Below are 21,068 nucleotides of genomic sequence, written 5' to 3'. Positions count from 1 at the left end.
TATTTAAGAGTGATAGAAAGCATCTATCATCGTTTGCGATCCGTGCATCAAACTTTTCAAAGTTGCGTAAAATAAAAATAAGAGCAACAATGAGACAAAAGTTTGTAAAGGATAACGATAATAGATAATGATAACAAAAAAAAATTGAATTAATATTAGTTTTTATCAATTTTCTGTATCTCTAGTTGAAAATTTCAACTATTTTTTAGTGAGAAAACGATATGAATGACAAAGTTGGATTGGTTCGTAGTTTAAAAAATGGACAAAATTACATGGAGATTTGGCCTGTCCGAAAAGAACTTAATGCTATTTTTCCGGAGCAGCGCGTTATCAAAGCGACCCGATTTGGAATTAAAGTAATGCCAGCAGTGGCTGCTATCAGTCTATTAACTCAAATGGTGTTCAACAATTATGGTGCTATGCCGCAGGCTGTTATAGTCGCATTATTTGCTATAAGTATGCCTTTGCAGGGTATGTGGTGGCTAGGGACTCGATCCAATTCTATTTTACCACCTGCACTGGCATCATGGTATCGTGAGTTGCATCAAAAAATTCTAGATACGGGGTGTGCATTAGAGCCCGTAAAATCAAAACCGAGATATAAAGAATTGGCAATCATATTAAATCGAGCTTTTCGTCAGCTTGACAAACATACCTTAGAGCGCTGGTTTTAGCAGAATAAATTATCCAGTTTTCGCTTATATGATTGATTTTAGATATGGTCTTTTGGGTTATGAGTTAACAAGTCGCTTGGTAGAAAGGAATACGCAGAAGGAATAGGTGGCGTTCCTTCTGCACTGTAGTAGTTATCCTTGAGCGTGGAGAACATCTCGGTAACGTTTAATATACTCTACAATTGGAGCGGCTTTATTGAACGTTCTGATTTCAGTAAACAAAGTTTTTGCTTCAGGGTAAGCCTGCCTTAAATAAGAGAACCACTGCTTCACTCGGTTAGGGTAATAAAGCCCTTTGTCGCCTTTCATTTCAAATTGTGAGTAATAGATCAGCAAATCGACAACCTCGGCCCAAGGCATTGGCGGCTGGTCGTGTTTCACCATATTGCCTAGGTTCGGAATATTAAATGCCCCACGGCAGACCATCAAGTTATCAACACCCGTAGTGTCAATACAACGTTGGCCGTCTTGATAATTCCATATTTCGCCATTGGCAATTAAGGGTATGTCAAAGCGTTCACGAATTTTTGTAATGTATTGCCACTTAATTTCCGAAGCTTTATAGCCCCCTTTTTTGGTGCGAGCATGGACGGTGAGTTCATTAGCTCCAGCGGATTGAATTGCATCGACGATCTCAAAGCAGTCTTCAGGGTTAGACCACCCGAGTCGGATCTTGGCGCTGACTGGAATGTTGCTAGGTAACGCATCACGGCAGGCTTTGACAATATTGTATATAAAATCTGGATGCTGAAGTAAAGCCGCACCCCCTTTACTTTTGTTGACCAGTTTAGCGGGACACCCAAAGTTTAAATCAACCCCACGGGCACCAAGCTCTGCGGCTTTTACTGCATTTTCCGCCATCCAGTTTGGCTCTTGACCTAAAAGTTGGACATGAACAGGAACACCAGAGGCTGTTTGAGAACCTTGCAATAACTCGGGGCATAAGCGGTAAAAGACATGATCTGGAAGGAGTTGATCGACGACGCGAACAAACTCTGTGACGCACAAATCATAGTCATTTATTTCAGTGAGGATTTGGCGCATTAAATGGTCCAAAACGCCTTCCATTGGACCTAATACAACTCGCATACTCTGCCTAATACCGTTTAGTAAAAAAAGAGCCAGATTGTAACGATATAAGGCCAACTTGTCATTAAAAGAGTCGTTATACCCAAGTGACCTCAAGATGCTTGATTCAGTGACATGCTCCCAAAGCCTGAGAGTTAAGGTCATCTCGCTGAACACAGTATCTTGAGCTTACTTGGGTTCATAGCCTCGGGGTAGGTGTATTGCTCAATCGAGAATGTCTGCATCTGTCTATGTATTCGCAACTTGCAATGATTTGGGTATCTTGTCGCTATTTAGGTATAATGCAGCCCAAAATTATGGGGACAAAATAGCATGCAATATACATTAATTGATAAAGGTGAAGCACAGGTTGAGCCATCTGCATTGTTTTTAGAAGGCACGGTATTAGCAGCTAATTTAATGACCAAGTCAATGGCACCTGAAGTTTGGTTAGAACCTTTGTTAGGAGATGGATTTAAGAGTATTCAAAAGAGCATCGAGGAACAAATTCATAAACAGCATAATTATCTTTTACGCAATGAATATTCGGTTCTAACGTTGCTTGGCGATGATTCAGAATCTCTGGCGGATTTTGCTGAAGGGTTCATGTCAATATGGCCAGTAATCGAAGAGCAGTGGCAAGAAGTAGGTTTGAATGACGGCCTTGAACGTATGTTGCAGGCTCTACTTACTACGATGATGCTAGCGATAGATGAAAAGCAAACCCAACAATTGATGCTGGAAGCAGGCGTGTCGAAACCACCGACATTAGCAGAATTAAAAGCTCAACTGGACATAATGGTGAATGAGGTGGCACTTGGTGCGGATGAATTGATGGCGGGCAAGAAGTCAAAAAGTGTTAACCCTTTTAAAGAAGTTGGAAGAAATGACCTTTGTCCGTGTGGCAGTGGTAAAAAATTCAAGCAGTGTTGTGGTCAATAATGCCTTTAGTTATATACCCAAGTGCTTTGTAGTGACTTGGGTGTATAAGCTAACTTTTCGTTAGAACTTCGCCTCTATTGGACCGCTTCGATACGTTTTGAGCTGAAGAACTGTGATAAAACCACAAAACCAAAAGCAATTAAATTACCTGCAAATATCACAACTAACCACTGCGGCATTGAGAGTCCAAAGAACTGCCAAACTACTTCAGCACAATCACCATAGGCTTCAAACATCCATGGAGCCCACTGGTTGAGTGGTGCCCAAGCAGGGAAAGAGACAAACAAGTCGCAAGTAGCAAATGGGGAAGGATTAAATTGGTATTCGACGTGTTGCATCGCCAACGTTAATCCCTTATATGCACTCGCTCCCCAGGCTGCTAAGGCAAGCCAACGCAGGATCGGGTTATGAGGTGCGATGAGGCCAATCAGTGCAGCTCCACTGATTGACATCATGGCGACGCGTTCATAAATGCACATTACACAAGGGGCCAACGTCATTACATGCTGGAAAAAAAGGGCACAGGCTTCAAAAAATACGATCGCCAAAAATAAGGTAAGCCATGATAGTCGGCTTTTAGAAAATTGGTTGAGTGATGCAAACATAGTCACGAATTCAGTCCTGTTGAAAGTGAAAAAGCTCTGATAGTCAGAGCTTTTTATCGCGTATAAGTTTCGTTAGCAACTTAAAATTTTAATGTCCATGCGAAATTACGCTAGTTTCGACACCAGAGCTTTCTGAAATCCAACCTGCATTGTGGAAAAATTCGGTTGCTGGCTCGAGGAAGAACATGATACCCATTAAACCAACTAAAGCCAGTACCACAGTGTATGGTAGTGCCATCAATACCATTCTACCGTAAGACAGTCGTACCAAAGGTGCAAGCGCAGAAGTGAGTAGGAACAAAAAAGCAGCCTGACCATTAGGAGTCGCTACCGAAGGTAAATTTGTACCTGTGTTAATTGCAACTGCAAGTAAATCAAATTGTTCACGAGAAATGGCTCCTTCAACAAGTGCAGCTTTAACTTCGTTAATGTACACGGTCCCTACAAATACATTATCAGAAACCATGGAAAGCAAACCATTGGCGACGTAAAACAGAGCCAGTTGTGATCCTTTATCTTCGACAGCAAGAACGGCATCAATCACAGGCTTAAACAATTCTTGATCGATAATGACTGCAACAACAGCAAAGAAAACTGCCAATAAAGCAGTAAAAGGAAGTGCTTCTTCAAAGGCTTTACCCATTGAGTGTTCTTCGATTACGCCAGTAAATGCAGTTGCTAGTACAATAACAGATAAACCAATCAGGCCTACAGCAGCTAAATGCAGTGCTAAAGCTGCAATTAACCAGACAGCAATGATGCCTTGTACCCATAATTTAGCGACATCTTGCTTGGTACGAGTTTTACGTTCCTCACGGTCAAAATCAACAAGGATTTTACGTACATTTTCAGGCAACTTTGTACCGTAACTAAACACTTTAAGTTTTTCGACTAACGCGCAGGTTATCAAACCACAGATAAAGACTGGTAAAGTGATTGGAGACATTCGAATCAAAAACTCTCCAAAGAACCAGCCGGCTTGATCGGCTATGATTAAGTTTTGTGGTTCACCTACCATAGTTGTTACACCGCCAAGTGCGGTACCAACACCGGCATGCATCAAAAGCGAGCGTAAGAAAGCGCGATAGTTTTCTAAATCATCCCTAGTGAGTTCAGTAATGGTATCATCTTGAGTATGGTCATGATCACCAATGGCATTACCTGATGCCACTTTGTGGTAGATCGAGTAAAAACCAACAGCCACACTGATAACTACAGCAATAACGGTTAATGCGTCCAAAAATGCAGAAAGGAAAGCTGCAGCAAAACAAAAAGCCACGGATAGTCGTGTTTTTGAACGAATGCCAAGTAAGATTTTGGTGAAGATAAACAGCAAAAGATTCTTCATAAAATATATGCCAGCAACCATAAAGACCAGTAGTAATAGAACCTCAATGTTAGCAACCAGCTCATGCTTGACTTTATCTGGACTAGTCATACCTATTGCAACGGCTTCAATGGCTAATAAGCCCCCGGGTTGCAGTGGATAACACTTTAGAGCCATTGCAAGGGTGAAAATAAACTCACCAACCAGCATCCAACCAGCAACGAATGGATCAATGAATAGGAAAACAATTGGGTTAATGATCAAAAAGGCAATAATGGCAACTTTGTACCAGTCTGGTGCTTTACCAAGAAAATTTTTGATAAAGGCATTTCCGAGTGACATCGGCATAATAAATCTCTTTATTACAGTTAATAAAATTAGACACGTGCGCAGTGATTATGAGCGGGTTTGAAAAAAGCCGTTTATCTTTTAAAACAATGAAATACAAAAACAACAACTAATACCTTTACTTGAAGTTATGACAAATCACTTGTTGTAAACTTAAGCACTACGTAATTTTTGAACGCAACTCTACACTTCAGGCTATATTAGTCAATAACAAAAAGTGACGGTTTGAAGCAAAATGATATTTTAATTGCAATAACGCGATCAAAATAGCGCTAAATCATTATTGAATAAAGTTGGTTAATATTTATAAATTATACCTAAGCCAGTGATGTAAAATAGTTTAATTAGGGAAAATGTAAATTGCATAAGCCAGCATTAAATTGTATCAATTAAAGTAATAAGAAAATTTAATTTACTTTATAATCTGTAGTTTACGTTATAACCTATAATTAATGTTTCAATTTATATCTATATTATGCTTCATTTTGGGTAAAAGTCTATAAACTCAACATTAGAGTGTTGACTCTATGGTAAAATTTTGATTGATTTTATCAATCACGTATTTTCGCAAAGCCTGAAGTAGTGGTATGATGAGTTTATCCCCTCTGGATTTCAATATTGGATACACACAGAATGGTCATTAAGGCTAAAAGCCCTGCTGGTTTTGCAGAAAAATATATCATTGAAAGCATTTGGAACGGTCGCTTCCCTCCTGGTTCTATTTTACCTGCAGAGCGAGAGCTCTCTGAATTGATTGGAGTAACCAGAACCACTTTGCGTGAAGTATTACAACGCTTAGCACGTGATGGTTGGTTGACCATTCAACATGGTAAACCAACCAAAGTAAATCAGTTTATGGAGACGTCAGGTCTACATATATTGGATACATTGATGACACTTGATGTTGCAAACGCATCTAACATTGTCGAAGATCTTCTTGCTGCTCGGACTAATATCAGTCCTATTTTCATGCGTTATGCATTCAAAACAAATAAAGAAGCATCTGAACGTACTATCCAAAATGTAATTGAATCATGTCAAGCATTGGTTGATGCTCCTTCTTGGAATGATTTCATCGCGGCTTCCCCTTTTGCTGAGAAAATTTTACAGAACGTAAAAGAAGAAGTAGAAAAAGATGAAGCGAAACGTCAGGGTATTCTTCTAGCTAAGACCTTTAACTACTATGATTACATGCTATTTCAGCGTTTAGCTTTTCATTCTGGTAACCAAATTTATGGTTTGATCTTCAATGGTCTAAGAAAACTGTATGATCGAGTCGGTACCTACTATTTTTCAAATCCAGCATCACGTGATTTGGCATTGAGCTTTTACCGTCAATTGCTAGAGACATGTGAAACAGGTCAGCGTGAGCAACTACCTAATGTGATTCGTCATTATGGTATGGAAAGTGCTCTAATTTGGAATGAGATGAAACAAGAGTTACCAACTAATTTTACAGAAGATGATAGCTAGCCAAATAGATCACTAGTGATAAAACGCTTGTATTTCGATCTTCTTGCGAGTGATGAAATAGAGAACAAAAACCCTACTAATTAGTAGGGTTTTTTTTGTGCGCTAGATTACATCACACGCATACCTGGCTGAGCGCCTTCGTGTGGCTCAAGAATCCATAGATCACTGCCACCCGGGCCAGCGGCCAGAATCATGCCTTCAGATACACCAAACTTCATCTTACGGGGTTTTAGGTTCGCTACCATTACAGTTAGTTTGCCTTCTAGCTCTTCAGGCTTGTACGCAGACTTAATACCAGAGAACACCTGACGAGTTTCGCCACCGATATCTAGTTGGAACTTAAGCAGTTTGTTTGCTTTTGGCACTTCTTCACACGAGATGATGCGAGCGATACGCATATCAACCGCTGCGAAAGCATCGAATTCAATCTCGTCAGCGATTGGATCTTTGTCTAGCTCAGTTTGGTTCGCTTTGTTCTTTTCCGCTTCTGCTTTTTCTTTTGCTGCCATTTCGGCTGCTGCGTCTTCTTTTGATGCTTCGATCATCGCTTCGATGTTCTTAGGATCGATACGGTTAAACAGCGCTTTGAACTTAGTGATATCGTGACCAGTAAGCGGCGTCGCAATGCCTTCCCAAGTGAGCTCTTCGTTAAGGAAAGCTTCAGTACGTGCTGCTAGTGCAGGCATCACGGGTTTCAGGTAAGTCATCAGAACGCGGAACAAGTTGATACCGACAGAACAGATTTCTTGCAGTTCCTGATCTTTGCCTTCTTCTTTTGCGACAACCCAAGGTGCTTTTTCATCAACGTATTGGTTCGCTTTATCTGCTAGTGCCGTAATCTCACGGATTGCGCGACCAAACTCACGAGTTTCAAAAAGCTCTGCGATGCGGTCTGCTGCAGCAACGAACTCGTTGTATAGTTCAGGCTCCGCAAAGTTTTCAGCAAGCTTGCCTTCAAAACGTTTAGAGATGAAGCCAGCGTTACGAGAAGCTAGGTTGACAATCTTGTTGACTACGTCAGCGTTAACACGTTGAGTGAAGTCTTCAAGGTTAAGGTCTAGGTCGTCAATACGGCTGTTGAGTTTTGCAGCGTAGTAGTAACGCAGACACTCTGGGTCTAGGTGGTTTAGGTAAGTGCTTGCTTTAACAAACGTACCTTTAGACTTAGACATCTTCGCGCCGTTTACCGTTACGTAGCCGTGTACGAATACGTTGTTTGGCTTACGGAAACCGCTGCCTTCTAGCATTGCTGGCCAGAATAGCGAGTGGAAGTAAACGATGTCTTTACCGATGAAGTGGTAGAGTTCAGTGGAGCTGTCTTTCTTCCAGTACTCGTCGAAGTCTAGGCCTTCAGTTTTGTCACATAGATTCTTGAAAGAAGCCATGTAGCCAACAGGTGCGTCTAGCCATACGTAGAAGAACTTGTTTTTCTCGCCTGGGATCTCAAAGCCGAAGTAAGGCGCATCACGTGAGATATCCCATTGTTGCAGGCCTGACTCGAACCACTCTTGCATCTTGTTCGCGGTTTCAATTTGTAGTGAGCCTGAACGAGTCCAATCTTTTAGCATGCTTTCGAACTGAGGTAGGTCGAAGAAGAAGTGCTCAGAGTCTTTCATGACTGGAGTTGCGCCAGAAACCGCTGATTTTGGATCGATCAGCTCAGTTGGGCTGTACGTCTCACCACAGTTATCACAGTTGTCACCGTATTGGTCTTCTGACTTACACTTAGGACAAGTACCTTTTACGAAACGATCCGGTAGAAACATTTCTTTCTCAGGATCGAACAACTGAGAGATAGTGCGGCTAGAAATAAAACCATTTTTTTTCAGCTCAAGGTAGATATGAGAAGCGAGTTCACGGTTTTCTTCTGAGTGTGTGCTGTGATAATTATTAAAGCTAATATCAAAGCCAGCAAAATCTTTTTGATGTTCTTCACTTACAGCAGCGATCATCTCTTCTGGTGTAATTCCCATCTGTTGTGCTTTTAGCATGATTGGTGTGCCATGAGCATCGTCTGCACAGATGAAGTTTACAGTGTTGCCACGTAGGCGTTGGTAGCGAACCCAGATGTCAGCCTGAATGTGCTCAAGCATGTGGCCTAGGTGAATCGAACCATTAGCGTACGGAAGGGCACAAGTTACCAATAATTTCCTTGGAGTAGAGAGTCTTGGATCGTTTGCCATACTTAATATTCGCTTATTCAGAGGTAGAAAAAATTTTGATGGATAATACTACCGCATCAACAGGCTAACTCCAAGGCATCAAACCGAGGATTTCCCCAGTTTTTTGGGGTTCTTAATCCCAGCATAGGGTGTTACGATTACTTGAGTTATTGAGGAGAGAACTATGCATCCATTGATTTCACAACAAGATATTTGCCTATGGTTGAACCAATTTCATCATCCACAATTAGTGGAAGGGTGGGCAAATGTGCATGGTATCGTCAGCGTGGTGGAAAATAGAGTGAATATTGCTTTGCCTTTTGCCAGTAACGACGTGCAAATATTACTCAAGCAGTGGATTAAACAACAGCAGTCTACTCAGCAAGTACCTGACATCGATTGCCATGTAGGACTGGATGTAAAATCGCTTGAGACTCAGCTAACGACAGCTGTAAAGGGAGTGAAAAATATTATAGCCGTTAGCTCTGCAAAAGGAGGCGTTGGCAAATCAACCACAGCGGTTAATCTCGCTTTAGCCATTGCAGATTCTGGTGCAAAAGTTGGTTTACTGGATGCTGATATTTATGGGCCTTCAGTGCCGATGATGCTTGGTCAAACGCAAGCGAAGCCAATAGTAAGAGAAGACAAATGGATGTCCCCCATTGCCGCTCATGGTATTTATACACACTCTATTGGTTACTTAGTTGATAAATCAGAAGCAGCGATTTGGCGTGGTCCTATGGCATCTAGGGCATTATCACAGCTACTTAATGAGACCGATTGGCCGGATCTTGATTATCTGGTTATCGATATGCCCCCAGGCACTGGCGACATTCAACTAACCTTGTCCCAACAAATACCTGTCACTGGCAGCGTGTTAATTACGACACCACAAGATCTCGCTTTAGCTGATGCGCGTAAAGGGGCTGCGATGTTTCACAAGGTCAATGTCCCTGTTGTCGGCGTAATTGAAAATATGAGCTATCATGTCTGTGGCCAATGCGGTGCTGTGGAGCACATTTTTGGTGTAGGAGGGGCAGAGAAAATGTCGCTAGAGTTTGGTCTTATGTTACTGGGGCAAATTCCTCTGCATATTTCAATGCGAGAAGATATTGATGCTGGTATCCCTACCGTGGTTAGACGTACTGAAAGTGAGCATGCTGCGAACTACAGGCAGTTGGCTGATCGTATATGTAGTAGCATGTATTGGCAGGGTAAATCTAAACCAGATGCCATCAATTTTACTATGGTGAATTAATCTTATTTGTTCAACAGACATATTCGGAAACTTTTACTTGTTTTGAAACTTCAAATAGAAAGCAGCTTTCATCACCATTTAAACATTAACAATGTTCAAGGTCATTGAGTCGTCTGCTAGTTAGAGCAAAACGGGTGGTCGGAATTTAGCCACAGAAACCGTTTGCTTAGAGAGAGGTAGGTGTAATGGTAAGAATTTATAATTAAACCTTAATTCTAGCTAGTATCTGAGGGGGTAACTCCCTATAATCGTGCGGTTTATCTTTTTATGTGATTCAAAATCATCATCGGGTGCAAAATAATGTCTGATATTAATCAATGCGTCATCGTCGGTATAGCTGGCGCTTCTGCCTCTGGAAAAAGTCTTATCGCTAGCACAATCTACAATGAGCTACGCGAAAAAGTAGGCGATCATCAAATCGGTGTTATCACGGAAGATTGTTACTATAATGACCAAAGCCAATTAAGCATGGAAGAACGTGTAAAGACTAACTACGACCACCCGAGTGCGTTAGATCACGATTTATTATGTGAGCATTTGAAGCAGCTCGTATGTGGACAAGCGGTAGAAGTACCAGAATACAGTTACTCAGAGCATACCCGCACAAGCAATACCACGACAATGACACCTAAGAAAGTGATTATTCTTGAAGGTATCTTGCTTTTAACTGATCCACGCCTTCGTGACCTGATGCATGCGACAGTCTTTATGGATACGCCTCTTGATATTTGTCTATTACGTCGAGTGAGACGTGATGTGGAAGAGCGCGGCCGTACGATGGAATCTGTATTGAAGCAGTACCAACAGACCGTGCGCCCAATGTTTTTACAATTTATTGAACCCTCTAAACAGCATGCCGACATTATTGTTCCTCGTGGAGGGAAAAACCGCATTGCGATTGATGTACTGAAAGCACACATCACCAAATTGCTTAAAGCATAATCACTTAGGTTGTGATTGCTTTATTTGTTTAAAAAGAAGTGGCATTTTATATGCCACTTTTTTATTGTCAGCGTTAAGCGACCAATTTTAGTGAATGGTCGTTTTCGCTATTGATTAAATTGGGTTAGGCCTGTTTTTAATGTAAGCCACAGCACCACAGGTTAATCGGTAGCAAAACGTAATTGAGTCTTCGGGCCAAGTTATCAATGCTTAGCATAAGAGGCTCGGTTTAGAATCTCGCATCTTAAAGTCTCTTGGGTATACTTGAGAGTACAGTTGTCACTAAACATCAAGCAAGGAAAAACAAATGAAGAAACTGCTCTTAGTTATTGCGGTTCCGATCATAGCTGTTCTAGGCGTGATACTAGCACTTGTCCTTTTTATCAATCCGAATCAATTCAAACCGCTGATTGTTGAACAAGCACACAAACAAACGGGATTAGAATTAGTGATTGATGGTGATATCAGTTGGACATTCTTTCCATCTTTGGGCCTTGAGCTCGGTAAAACGGAATTGAAAAATCCACCTGGTTTTAATCAAGCTAACTTGTTTAGTGTTGATAGGGTGAGTGTCGATGTTTCTGTTATGCCGCTACTAAGCAAGCAACTGCAAATCGGCAATGTGACGCTTGATGGAGCAAACTTTTATATCGAAACATTAAAAGACGGTCGTAAGAACCTAGACTCATTGACCAAAGCGCAGAGTAAGCAAGCTGAACTGGCTAAAACAGATACGAAATTAGAGCCAAAAGCAGAGGCAAGCCCTGAGCCTAAAAATAGCGGTGATGGTTGGGTTATCGAGCTGGCTGGTGTCACGATCTCAAATGGCTCTGTTGAGATGGTAGATCAACAGACCGGAAGTAATATTGAACTGGATAATATTTCTCTAAATCTCTCTCAGTTTGCTTTTGAAAAGTGGACGAGTCTTGATTTTGGCCTCAACGGGAAAATGAATGATCAATCGTTCTCTGCTCAAGGTTCAACAGAATTTAACCTTACTCAGGGGCTTACCCACTACGAGTTGAAAAATACCGAAGTTGAGGCAACATATGCTGATCCCAAAAATCAGTTCGAATCTTTATCTCTGCGTTTAGAGACCTTTGACTTTGATAAGGCAAATCGGCTTACTTACGCTATCAAAGGTCAAGCCAATGATATGACTATAGATATGCAAGGCACGGGCGATTTAACGATAGATAAAGCATTAAGCACCATCCTATTGAAACAGTTAACGCTTAAATCACGCTTCGATGGTAAAGCATTGCCTCAGTCACCAATGAATGTGGCGATGGACTCTGATTTATCCTTTGATTTAAACAAAAATCACCTTAGCTTTGTTTTGGATAAACTCACCGCCAATGCCATTTCGTTGGATGGCAAAGCGGACGTCACTCTGGGTGATATTCCCAAAATCCGTTTCACTCTACACAGCCCAAATATCAATCTGGATGAATTTCTTGGCCATGACAAGTCACAGTCTAAAGCAAATAATTCATCGGAAGAAAAGTCTAAGTCAATAGCTAATAATCAAACTTCTCCAGAGGTAGAGCCCGATTTATCGGCTTTAAAAGCCCTGGATGTGAAAGGCAGTATTGCTATCGACCAATTTAAAGCTGCAAATGCCTCCATGTCAGCAGTGAAAACAAGCTTTTCTATTCAGCGTGGTATTGCTGAGCTGACGTCCTTTAGCTCAAAGCTTTATCAGGGTTCGATTAATGCGACAGCTAAGCTTGATGCGACACGGGCACCAGCACGTTATCAAGCGAAATCTTCAATTAACAATATCCATGTTCAACCACTACTTAAAGATGTGGCTGACAATGATAAGTTGGAGGGTACAGGTAGCATTGATCTCAATGTGAATGGTCGTAGTTTGACATCCACTGGCATTAAAAAGAATTTGGTTGGTACTGTAGCGATTAACTTTGCTGACGGCGCGGTAAACGGCATCAATGTTGCGCAACTTATCCGAGAAAATTATGCTCGGTTTAAAGGTGAAGTATTAGATGCAAGTAATGCAGTGAAAAAAACCGACTTTAGTGCAATGACGGCGACGTTGTCACTCAACAAAGGCACGGTTTCGACAAATAACTTAAAGGCCCAGTCACCACTATTACGTGTACAAGGTAAGGGTAAGGCCAATTATCTGAATGAAACCGTGGATTTTACTATCAGTACCTCTATCGTTGGTTCTCTTGAGGGGCAGGGAGGGCAAAGTATCGATGAATTGAAAGATCTTACGATTCCGATCAATGTATCTGGAAAGTGGAGTGACCCGAAATTTAAGTTAGTCTTTGATGATATTCTTAAACAAAAAGCACAAAAAGAAATAGATCGTGGTTTGGACAAACTGACCGACAAGATCAAAGATGAAAAAGTGAAAGATGCTGTAGATGGTATTTTAAATAACTTTTTTAAATGATCCACATGTTCTAGGCTCTGCAGAACTTTTGTGTAAAGGGTTGGTTTTCCAACCCTTTTCAATATTCTGAGTTTACCAATCGATACCTTTAAGGGCTTTAACACCGGATTCAAAAGCGTGCTTGATATTTTTTACCTCAGATACAGTATCAGCCATCTCAATCAAGGTCCGATGTGCACCACGCCCGGTAATGATGACAGATTGCATCTTTGGTCTATTCTCTAGAGCTTGTTTGACTTCGTCTAAATCAATATAACCATAGCTGACCATATAAGTCAGTTCATCAAATAAAATCACATCGATCGATTCATCTTTGAGCATTCGCTTACACTCTTGCCAAACGGATTGTGCGGCTTCAGTATCGGTTGTTTTATTTTGCGTTTCCCAGGTAAAACCGGTTGCCATGACTTGAAACTCCACGCCAAGTTTTTCAAGTAAATTTCGCTCACCGTTATCCCATGTTCCTTTGATAAATTGAGCAACTGCACATTTTTGGCCATGACCTAGTGCACGAGTCACCATACCAAACCCAGATGTCGACTTACCTTTGCCATTACCAGTGATGATAAGTAGTAGGCCTTTTTCTTCTTGGGCAGCGGCGATTTGGGCATCAACCTGCTGCTTCACTTTCTGCTGGCGAGCTTTGTGACGTGCTTCTTTGCTATTTTCAATAGACATTGTGTTTCCTTAAATAGTGTCTGTATCTCGGCAAGGTGCGTGGAATGATGTGTTAGAGCGTATGATAGATCAACCTATATAGAAGAAAAACCATGATTAATAGAAAAGAAAAAGGGATAAGCAACGCCTATCCCTTGTGATTATCTTTAAGCTGGATTTATTGGCTTAGCCTGCAAGTAAATCGGTGGCAACCTTGTAACTTGGGTCTTCTTTTACGTTGATTTCAACTAGGCTTCCTGCTTTATCTAACAGTTTTCGGCAATCAGGGCTTAAATGACGTAGGTGCAAAGTCTTGCCTAAGGCTGAATAGCGCTCCGCCAATGTTTCGATGGCTTCGATGGCTGAATGGTCCGTTACACGAGAGTCGGCAAAGTCGACGATAACATCATCAGTATCGTCCTGAGCAGTAAAGAGCTCTAAGAAACTTGCCGCTGAACCAAAGAAGATAGGGCCATGGATTTTGTATTCTTTCGAACCCTCTTCGTTGATATGTGTGTCAGCATAAATGTGTTTTGCATGTTGCCAAGCGAACATTAAAGCAGAAGCAATAACCCCTACAGCGACGGCAATAGCAAGGTCGGTTAGAACAGTGACAACAGTCACCAAGATGATTACGAAGAAGTCCTGTTTCGGTACTCTGCGGGCCAGCTTAAATGTTGCCCATTCGAATGTGCCAATGACGACCATAAACATTACGCCAACAAGAGCAGCAAGTGGGATCATTTCAATCAAAGAGGACGCAAACAAAATAAACGTCAGTAGAGCAACAGCGGCAACAATGCCAGACAAACGTCCACGACCACCTGAATTAACATTAATCATTGATTGGCCAATCATGGCACAGCCACCCATTGCACCAAAGACAGAACAAGTCATGTTTGCCATGCCTTGCCCAACACATTCACGATTCGACTGACCACGAGTGTTGGTCATTTCATCAAGAACGGTCAGAGTCAAAAGAGATTCAATGAGGCCAATAGCCGCTAATATCATGGCGTAAGGGAAAATGATTTGTAATGTTTCCAGTGTGAACGGTACGCTTGGAATCGAGAAAGAAGGTAGAGAGCCCGCTAATGTGGCTGCTTCATTGCCTGACATAGTGCGAAGAAAATCAACAACAGTACGAGTTTCTAAATCCAAACCGATAACCAGAGTTGACACAGTAACGATAGCAACTAGAGAAGAGGGGACCGCTGTGGTTAATTTAGGTAAGAAATAAATAATGGCCATGGTCAAAGCAACCAGACCAAGCATTAGCATCATTTGATCTTGAGGAAGCCAAGCTAAAGTACCATTGATATCTGGGGCTTTAAATTGACCCAATTGAGCTAGGAAAATGACAATGGCTAAACCATTAACAAATCCGATCATCACTGGGTGAGGAACAATCCGAATAAACTTTCCAAGTTTAAATAGACCAGCAGCGACTTGCAAAATGCCTGCAAGCATAATGGCGGCAAATAAATATTGCACGCCATGAGAGGCAACCAGAGAAACCATAACGACAGCCATCGCTCCAGTGGCACCAGATATCATTCCTGGACGACCACCAAAAATAGAAGTGATAAGTCCAACGATAAAGGCAGCATAAAGGCCAACCATAGGATCGACGCCAGCAACAAAAGCAAAGGCAACCGCTTCTGGTACCAGAGCTAAAGCCACGGTTAAACCAGAAAGCACATCGTTTTTCACGGAGTGTTTAGAAAATTGGGGGAATTCGAACATATTAAGTATTGAGTTCTCTTGGTATTGGGTTTCTCTTATCGTGTTACCGGATCAGCGATATGACAGAGAAACAGTTAGCACTTAATGTCAATTAGGACGAATGCCATTCAGATTACACAAAAAGTGTTTCCGGAGGCGAAAAAGTGTCGGAAAATATGATTGGCGAATGCTACCGAAAAGTGTGATTAAGTTCAATGATGATAGAAGGAATGACCGACTATCTGCGATCCATCATTCAAATTCATCAAACCGAAGCTGAGCTGTATTCACTATCTGTATCTTGAGGTCACTTGGGTACGTAAGGTGAACTTAAATTACATAAGATGAACTTAAACTTAGGCAAATAAAAAGGCTACCAGTGCGGTAGCCTTTTTGCTGTTAAAACAACTCTATGATGGGGTAAATTACATAAAGTTTGGTTTTGTCATACCAGATGAAGCACGGTTAGTTGCTACTTGGCTACCTGCTCCTTTTGGCATGTAACGCTCAGACCTAAACGGTGCAGCATTGACAGTAATCTCACGCAGTTCTTGCGGCCCAGGTGCCTTAGTCATGGGTGCTTGAGCACTCAATTTCGCATTAACGTTAGCACCATTGACTTTGCTAGTCGTTTGAGATGCTACAGTGTTAAGCGCTACTGGGTTAACAGACTCAGGCTGTTGAGGAGCAGTATGACTTCCACTCACAGTATTTTCGTTAGTCACAGAGCTATTGTCAGCAACGGTACTTGCAACGAGACTGCTTGCTTTAGAAGCCACCATTGTTTCCGTGACAGTTTCTGTAGGCGCTGTTGTCTCAACCGTAACCTTGGTTTCAACGCGATGATTCTCAGCAATAGGGTTCTCAGAAGCATCGTCTTGTGTATTTGATGTAACTTCAGTCACGTTGTGCTGTGCAGAAACAGTATTCACAATTTGTTCTTCTTGTGCAGCAACCGTGTTTACAAGTGTCGTGGTCAGAGCATCATTTGTTACAGCATTCTGTATTTCATGATTTTCAGCTCTAGGTGCTGACTGATGTATAACTTCTTGCTTACTAACAGGTTGTTTTTCAGTCGATACAACATCACGATGAACAATCACTTTACCCATCGCCATTTCTGGACAAGCAACCCCACCTTGTTGAGAAACAGGTGCAGAATGAACGATTGCTGCAACATTAATATTCTCTTGAGGTGATTCTTCCTTCACAACCACATCTTGCTTGTGAGTGTGTTTTGGAATATAGCGAGGCATCACTTTACCCATTGCCATCTCAGGAGAGGCAACGCCACCTTTACGGAGGCGGAATGGGTTTGGACGGCGATCGCGACCACGGCGACGACGTTGACCACTTGCTCGTAGGTGACGAGGAGAACGGCGATTACGGCGTTGTTTAGGCTCGTTTCTATCGTCTTCTAAACCCTGCGTAACATTATCGACAGGTATGTCATGAATAATATGAATTGGTTCGACGGTTTGAACTTCAGCGTCTTGAGCCTTTTTAATTACATCTTTATTGACATTATCGTTAGCCTTGTCAGCATGACGTTTTTCAGTCTGTTGTTGGCTTTTAACGCGAACAGATTTATTCATTTTACGACGCTGACGACGCTCTTTGATTTTCTCTGCTTTTACGCTTGGCTTGGCTTTATTCTCTTCTACTTTTGTTTCAGAACGAGCTTCAGCGGCCAGCATTAAGCCTTTTTCTGCAACTTTTTCGTTAACTTTGATTTCTTGTGCTTTATCTGCCTGTTGAGATCTTGGTTTACGTTTTTGGTTGCGGTTTTGTGGCTTATTCGTTTGCTGTTGAGTTTCATTTTGCTCAGCAGTTTGCTCTTCACGTGGTTTACGGCGACGTTTGTTATCACGCTCATTGCGGTTATCGCGAGTATTATTACGACGACGGTCGTTACGATCACGTTTATTTCGTTTGTTATCGTGATTAGGCTTATCTGCCTCTTTTACTGTTTCTTTAGCCTCTGTTTCCGACTGGCCAAATAGTAAACGACCAAGTGCTTTAAAGAAACGACTGAACAAGCCCGGCTGTTGATCTTGCTGAGTTACCTCAGGTTTAATTTTATGTGCTGGTTTTTCAGCAGGCTTAGGAGCGCTTTGAGTAGGTGCTGCAAAACCTTTTAAAACGGGCTCTTCAATGCGCCTAGGCTTAATGGTGTTCTCTGTTGGTTCTTTACCTTCTGCTTCTTTCAACGCATCTAGCTTTTGTGGCAATAGATAAGAAAGCAGATCGAATTCTTCACCTTCACGAACTCGAATCACTTCAAAGTGTGGTGTTTCAATATCAGAATTTGGAACTATGGTGATTTTGACTTCTTGAGTTTTCTCAATAAGGTTTACAGAGTGACGCTTTTCGTTCAACAAATAGGATGCAATTGGTACAGGTACAACCGCGAGGACTTGTGATGTATTATCTTTAAGTGCCTCTTCTTCAAGAAGACGTAAGACAGATAGAGCAAGCGATTCATTATCACGAACTACGCCAGTGCCCGTACAGCGAGGACAAATATGATGGCTCGCTTCAGCCAAAGAAGGGCTTAGGCGCTGACGAGACATTTCCAATAAACCAAAACGGGAAATACGACCAATTTGCACACGGGCCCGGTCTAAACGAACTGCTTCACGCAATCTATTTTCAACTTCACGTTGATGGCGTATTGGTGTCATATCAATAAAATCGATAACGACCAAACCACCAAGATCACGAAGGCGTAGTTGGCGAGCAATTTCATCAGCTGCTTCCAAGTTGGTATTTAATGCCGTCTCCTCGATATCACCACCTTTAGTTGCTCGTGCTGAGTTGATATCAATAGATGTCAGTGCTTCTGTCGGATCAATGACAATTGAGCCACCAGATGGGAGGCGAACTTCGCGTTGGAAAGCCGACTCAATTTGGCTTTCAATCTGGTAATGGCTAAATAGGGGGACTTCAGAAGTGTAAGGGTTCACTCGATCTTTAAAATCAGGACGGACTAGCTGGATGTGTTGATAAGCACGCTCATAGACGGTTGGGTTATCAATCAATATTTCACCAATATCACGACGCAGATAATCACGTATAGCACGTACTATGACGTTGCTTTCTTGGTGTATCAAAAATGGAGCAGGGCTTGAGTCTGCAGCATCTTTTATCGCAGCCCAATGCTTTAGTAAGACGGTGAGGTCCCATTCAAGTTCGTCAGCACTTTTACCGACGCCTGCTGTACGAACGATAAGCCCCATACTATCAGGAAGTTCAAGGGTACTTAATGCAGCTTTAAGTTGTGTGCGCTCATCTCCTTCGATGCGACGTGAAATACCACCTGCGCGAGGGTTGTTTGGCATTAAAACCAAGTAACTACCAGCAAGTGAAATAAAGGTTGTTAGTGCGGCTCCTTTACTGCCACGCTCTTCTTTTTCCACTTGGACAATAACTTCTTGGCCTTCAGTCAGAACTTCTTTAATACTTGGTCGGCCTTGGTAAGTGTAACCAGTTGGAAAGTATTCGCGTGCAATTTCTTTAAGAGGGAGGAAACCATGACGTTCAGCACCATAATCGACAAATGCTGCTTCTAAGCTTGGCTCGATGCGTGTGATACGCCCTTTGTAGATATTTGCTTTTTTGGATTCATGTCCTGGGCTTTCGATATCAAGATCGAAAAGCCGCTGGCCATCAACCAGAGCAACACGCAGCTCTTCTTTTTGAGTTGCGTTAATTAACATTCTTTTCATTAAATTTTCTCGTTGTCTTTTCTTTGCCTCTCTTGTCACTTTTCTTTCGCTGTTTCACGGTGCCAGATCCCATGGCTAATCATTTGCAGCCTCCCGGCTGGAAGGGGACGCTCTAGGGCACTTCAGTTATCACAAGTTTGTTTGTACTTCATTGGAAGCCAAAGCTTGTGACCCGTTATTTTGACGGTGATACTCAACATGAATATGCGTGGAGTAGAGTGACAAGCGTGATGTATCCAGAGTGTCTTACGCTAATTCTGCACCTGGCTTTCATCTTTCTACTCGCTTTGCTGAAGGTAAGTAATGAGCACTGAATAAAATGTAACCTACTTTTCCTTAGCAGCAGTGAACTATAGCAGTGCTGCTTGATATCAGCAATCTGCTTTAACCTAAACTATGAAAAATTTAGTGTGAAATTCAAGTTTTGTAACTTATAACTGCTTGTTTACAAGGCAATTGGCTAGGCATTGTTGGAAAAGTCCTTATCTAATCAAAAAAATCATCGGTTACTTTTTATAATTTAAACAAAACATTGGCTTGTTTTGTAATACTGATGGAAGATATTTCAATGCCCTTTCTTTAAAAATACGAGTTTTCAAGAGTGACTATTGTTATTTTTGTGGAATTATTAAATTTCTATAATCTAGCTATTTTGTGCTTAACGGTTGCTTATATCTACATCTGCATTTTTCTCTACGCTGGTGGCTTTAGCTACATTGATATTTTATCTACGTTAATACTGTGAAGTCGGGGGCGTTTAGGTTTACAATAGAGCGCATGAGCGAAATAAAAACACAAGTCCAATTTGTCGACATTGACGAAGATATGGCCGGTCAACGTATTGATAACTTTTTACGTAACCAATTAAAAGATATCCCTAAGAGCATGATTTACCGAATCGTGCGTAAGGGCGAAGTACGCGTCAATAAAAAGCGTATCAAAGCGGAATATAAACTCAAAGCTGGTGACTTGGTTCGTATTCCTCCTGTCACAATGGAGAAAAAAGAAGATGATGTTGCCCCCAGCACTAAGTTGAACAAGGTGGCAGAGCTTGAAAGCAAGATCATCTTCGAAGACGATCATCTTCTTATTCTTAATAAACCTTCTGGCACAGCGGTACATGGCGGGAGTGGTCTAAAGTTTGGCGCGATCGAAGCATTACGTGCGTTAAGACCTGAGGCACGTTTTCTAGAACTTGTTCATCGTATTGATCGTGATACATCAGGGATACTGCTCGTCGCCAAGAAACGCTCGGCACTGCGTCATCTACAGACTCAGTTTCGCGAAAAAACAGTGAAAAAATTCTATTTTGCATTGGTAATGGGGCAATGGAAGAGCAGTTGTAAAGTGGTTAATGCGCCTTTGCTTAAAAATGAAGTCAATAGTATCGTGCGGGTCAACCCGAATGGAAAGCCCTCCGAAACTCGGTTTAAGATTTTAGAAAAATTTGAGCAAGCAACTTTAGTGCAAGCAAGTCCTATCACTGGGCGTACTCATCAAATTCGTGTACATACTCAGTATACAGGCCATCCTATTGCGTGGGATGATCGCTATGGTGACCGCCGTTTCGATGCTTACACTGGCAAAGTTGGCTTGAACCGCTTGTTCTTACATGCAGCAAATATCAAGTTCCAGCACCCATCTAACGACGAATGGATGGAAATCAATGCTCCGCTGGAGTCCAAGTTACAAAATGTACTTGCTCATTTAAGGCAAAAATAGCACTCATTGATAAGG

Annotated in this window: 14 protein-coding genes; 7 read left to right on the top strand and 7 right to left on the bottom strand. The window is 41.8% G+C overall.

The genetic code is table 11. From position 1 onward, the window contains the following. Nucleotides 1-221: 221 nt before the first annotated feature. Nucleotides 222-674 (top strand): terminus macrodomain insulation protein YfbV, encoded by a 453-nt coding sequence (yfbV, locus tag VSA01S_RS12390; protein ID WP_039981433.1) that lies wholly within the window; start codon nt 222-224, stop codon nt 672-674. A gap of 132 nt (nt 675-806) precedes the next feature. On the opposite strand, the gene dusC is transcribed toward yfbV, so the two are convergent. Next, nucleotides 807-1,763, bottom strand: coding sequence for a tRNA dihydrouridine(16) synthase DusC (gene dusC / locus VSA01S_RS12385; protein WP_039981431.1), 957 nt, complete (start codon nt 1,761-1,763; stop codon nt 807-809). A gap of 312 nt (nt 1,764-2,075) precedes the next feature. On the opposite strand from dusC, the gene VSA01S_RS12380 reads away from it, so the two are divergent. Next, on the top strand, nt 2,076-2,684 hold the full coding sequence (locus tag VSA01S_RS12380) for an SEC-C metal-binding domain-containing protein (RefSeq protein ID WP_039981429.1): 609 nt from the start codon (nt 2,076-2,078) through the stop codon (nt 2,682-2,684). A gap of 74 nt (nt 2,685-2,758) precedes the next feature. On the opposite strand, the gene dsbB is transcribed toward VSA01S_RS12380, so the two are convergent. Then, the gene (gene dsbB, locus VSA01S_RS12375; RefSeq protein ID WP_039981427.1) at nt 2,759-3,295 is read right to left on the bottom strand and encodes a disulfide bond formation protein DsbB; all 537 of its coding nucleotides are present in this window, start codon (nt 3,293-3,295) and stop codon (nt 2,759-2,761) included. Between the two features lie 82 nt (nt 3,296-3,377). Further along, the gene (gene nhaB / locus VSA01S_RS12370) at nt 3,378-4,964 is read right to left on the bottom strand and encodes a Na(+)/H(+) antiporter NhaB (RefSeq protein ID WP_039981425.1); all 1,587 of its coding nucleotides are present in this window, start codon (nt 4,962-4,964) and stop codon (nt 3,378-3,380) included. A 633-nt stretch (nt 4,965-5,597) separates the two neighbouring features. Between nhaB and fadR the strand changes: the two genes are divergently transcribed. After that, the gene (gene fadR, locus VSA01S_RS12365) at nt 5,598-6,437 is read left to right on the top strand and encodes a fatty acid metabolism transcriptional regulator FadR (protein WP_039981424.1); all 840 of its coding nucleotides are present in this window, start codon (nt 5,598-5,600) and stop codon (nt 6,435-6,437) included. Nucleotides 6,438-6,544: 107 nt separating this feature from the next. Here the strand turns inward: fadR and metG are convergent, their stop codons facing one another. After that, a complete protein-coding gene (metG, locus tag VSA01S_RS12360; protein ID WP_039981422.1) occupies nt 6,545-8,620 on the bottom strand; it encodes a methionine--tRNA ligase in 2,076 nt (691 codons plus the stop codon). A gap of 163 nt (nt 8,621-8,783) precedes the next feature. Here metG and apbC point away from each other — a divergent pair, with 163 nt between their 5' ends. The 3 genes from apbC (at nt 8,784) to VSA01S_RS12345 (ending at nt 13,221) form a co-directional block, all read left to right on the top strand. Continuing rightward, nucleotides 8,784-9,857: an iron-sulfur cluster carrier protein ApbC gene (gene apbC / locus VSA01S_RS12355; protein ID WP_039981421.1), complete on the top strand. Its 1,074-nt coding sequence runs from the start codon at nt 8,784-8,786 to the stop codon at nt 9,855-9,857. A gap of 300 nt (nt 9,858-10,157) precedes the next feature. Next, nucleotides 10,158-10,799, top strand: a complete 642-nt coding sequence (udk, locus tag VSA01S_RS12350; RefSeq protein ID WP_039981419.1) for a uridine kinase — start codon at nt 10,158-10,160, stop codon at nt 10,797-10,799. A 307-nt stretch (nt 10,800-11,106) separates the two neighbouring features. Next, nucleotides 11,107-13,221, top strand: a complete 2,115-nt coding sequence (locus VSA01S_RS12345) for an AsmA family protein (protein ID WP_039981418.1) — start codon at nt 11,107-11,109, stop codon at nt 13,219-13,221. Between the two features lie 72 nt (nt 13,222-13,293). Here the strand turns inward: VSA01S_RS12345 and cobO are convergent, their stop codons facing one another. The 3 genes from cobO to rne form a co-directional block, all read right to left on the bottom strand. Beyond that, nucleotides 13,294-13,899, bottom strand: a complete 606-nt coding sequence (gene cobO, locus VSA01S_RS12340) for a cob(I)yrinic acid a,c-diamide adenosyltransferase (RefSeq protein WP_039981416.1) — start codon at nt 13,897-13,899, stop codon at nt 13,294-13,296. Between the two features lie 165 nt (nt 13,900-14,064). Beyond that, the gene (locus tag VSA01S_RS12335; protein ID WP_039981414.1) at nt 14,065-15,624 is read right to left on the bottom strand and encodes a SulP family inorganic anion transporter; all 1,560 of its coding nucleotides are present in this window, start codon (nt 15,622-15,624) and stop codon (nt 14,065-14,067) included. A 404-nt stretch (nt 15,625-16,028) separates the two neighbouring features. Further along, nucleotides 16,029-19,331: a ribonuclease E gene (gene rne / locus VSA01S_RS12330; protein ID WP_039981413.1), complete on the bottom strand. Its 3,303-nt coding sequence runs from the start codon at nt 19,329-19,331 to the stop codon at nt 16,029-16,031. Nucleotides 19,332-20,108: 777 nt separating this feature from the next. Here rne and rluC point away from each other — a divergent pair. Then, nucleotides 20,109-21,053 (top strand): 23S rRNA pseudouridine(955/2504/2580) synthase RluC, encoded by a 945-nt coding sequence (gene rluC / locus VSA01S_RS12325; RefSeq protein WP_039981411.1) that lies wholly within the window; start codon nt 20,109-20,111, stop codon nt 21,051-21,053. Nucleotides 21,054-21,068: the final 15 nt, after the last annotated feature.

Origin of the sequence: Vibrio sagamiensis NBRC 104589, assembly GCF_007990935.1 — a bacterium.
Classification (GTDB): Bacteria; Pseudomonadota; Gammaproteobacteria; order Enterobacterales; family Vibrionaceae; genus Vibrio; species Vibrio sagamiensis.
The sequence above is the reverse complement of the archived record's forward strand: the minus strand, read 5'-3'. Positions and strand labels throughout refer to the sequence as shown.

Coding starts and splice junctions, on each gene's coding strand:
- yfbV (WP_039981433.1), top strand. CDS start 222: ATGAATGACAAAGTTGGATTGGTTCGTAGTTTAAAAAATGGACAAAAT.
- dusC (WP_039981431.1), bottom strand. CDS start 1,763: ATGCGAGTTGTATTAGGTCCAATGGAAGGCGTTTTGGACCATTTAATG.
- VSA01S_RS12380 (WP_039981429.1), top strand. CDS start 2,076: ATGCAATATACATTAATTGATAAAGGTGAAGCACAGGTTGAGCCATCT.
- nhaB (WP_039981425.1), bottom strand. CDS start 4,964: ATGCCGATGTCACTCGGAAATGCCTTTATCAAAAATTTTCTTGGTAAA.
- fadR (WP_039981424.1), top strand. CDS start 5,598: ATGGTCATTAAGGCTAAAAGCCCTGCTGGTTTTGCAGAAAAATATATC.
- metG (WP_039981422.1), bottom strand. CDS start 8,620: ATGGCAAACGATCCAAGACTCTCTACTCCAAGGAAATTATTGGTAACT.
- apbC (WP_039981421.1), top strand. CDS start 8,784: ATGCATCCATTGATTTCACAACAAGATATTTGCCTATGGTTGAACCAA.
- udk (WP_039981419.1), top strand. CDS start 10,158: ATGTCTGATATTAATCAATGCGTCATCGTCGGTATAGCTGGCGCTTCT.
- VSA01S_RS12345 (WP_039981418.1), top strand. CDS start 11,107: ATGAAGAAACTGCTCTTAGTTATTGCGGTTCCGATCATAGCTGTTCTA.
- cobO (WP_039981416.1), bottom strand. CDS start 13,899: ATGTCTATTGAAAATAGCAAAGAAGCACGTCACAAAGCTCGCCAGCAG.
- VSA01S_RS12335 (WP_039981414.1), bottom strand. CDS start 15,624: ATGTTCGAATTCCCCCAATTTTCTAAACACTCCGTGAAAAACGATGTG.
- rne (WP_039981413.1), bottom strand. CDS start 19,331: ATGAAAAGAATGTTAATTAACGCAACTCAAAAAGAAGAGCTGCGTGTT.
- rluC (WP_039981411.1), top strand. CDS start 20,109: ATGAGCGAAATAAAAACACAAGTCCAATTTGTCGACATTGACGAAGAT.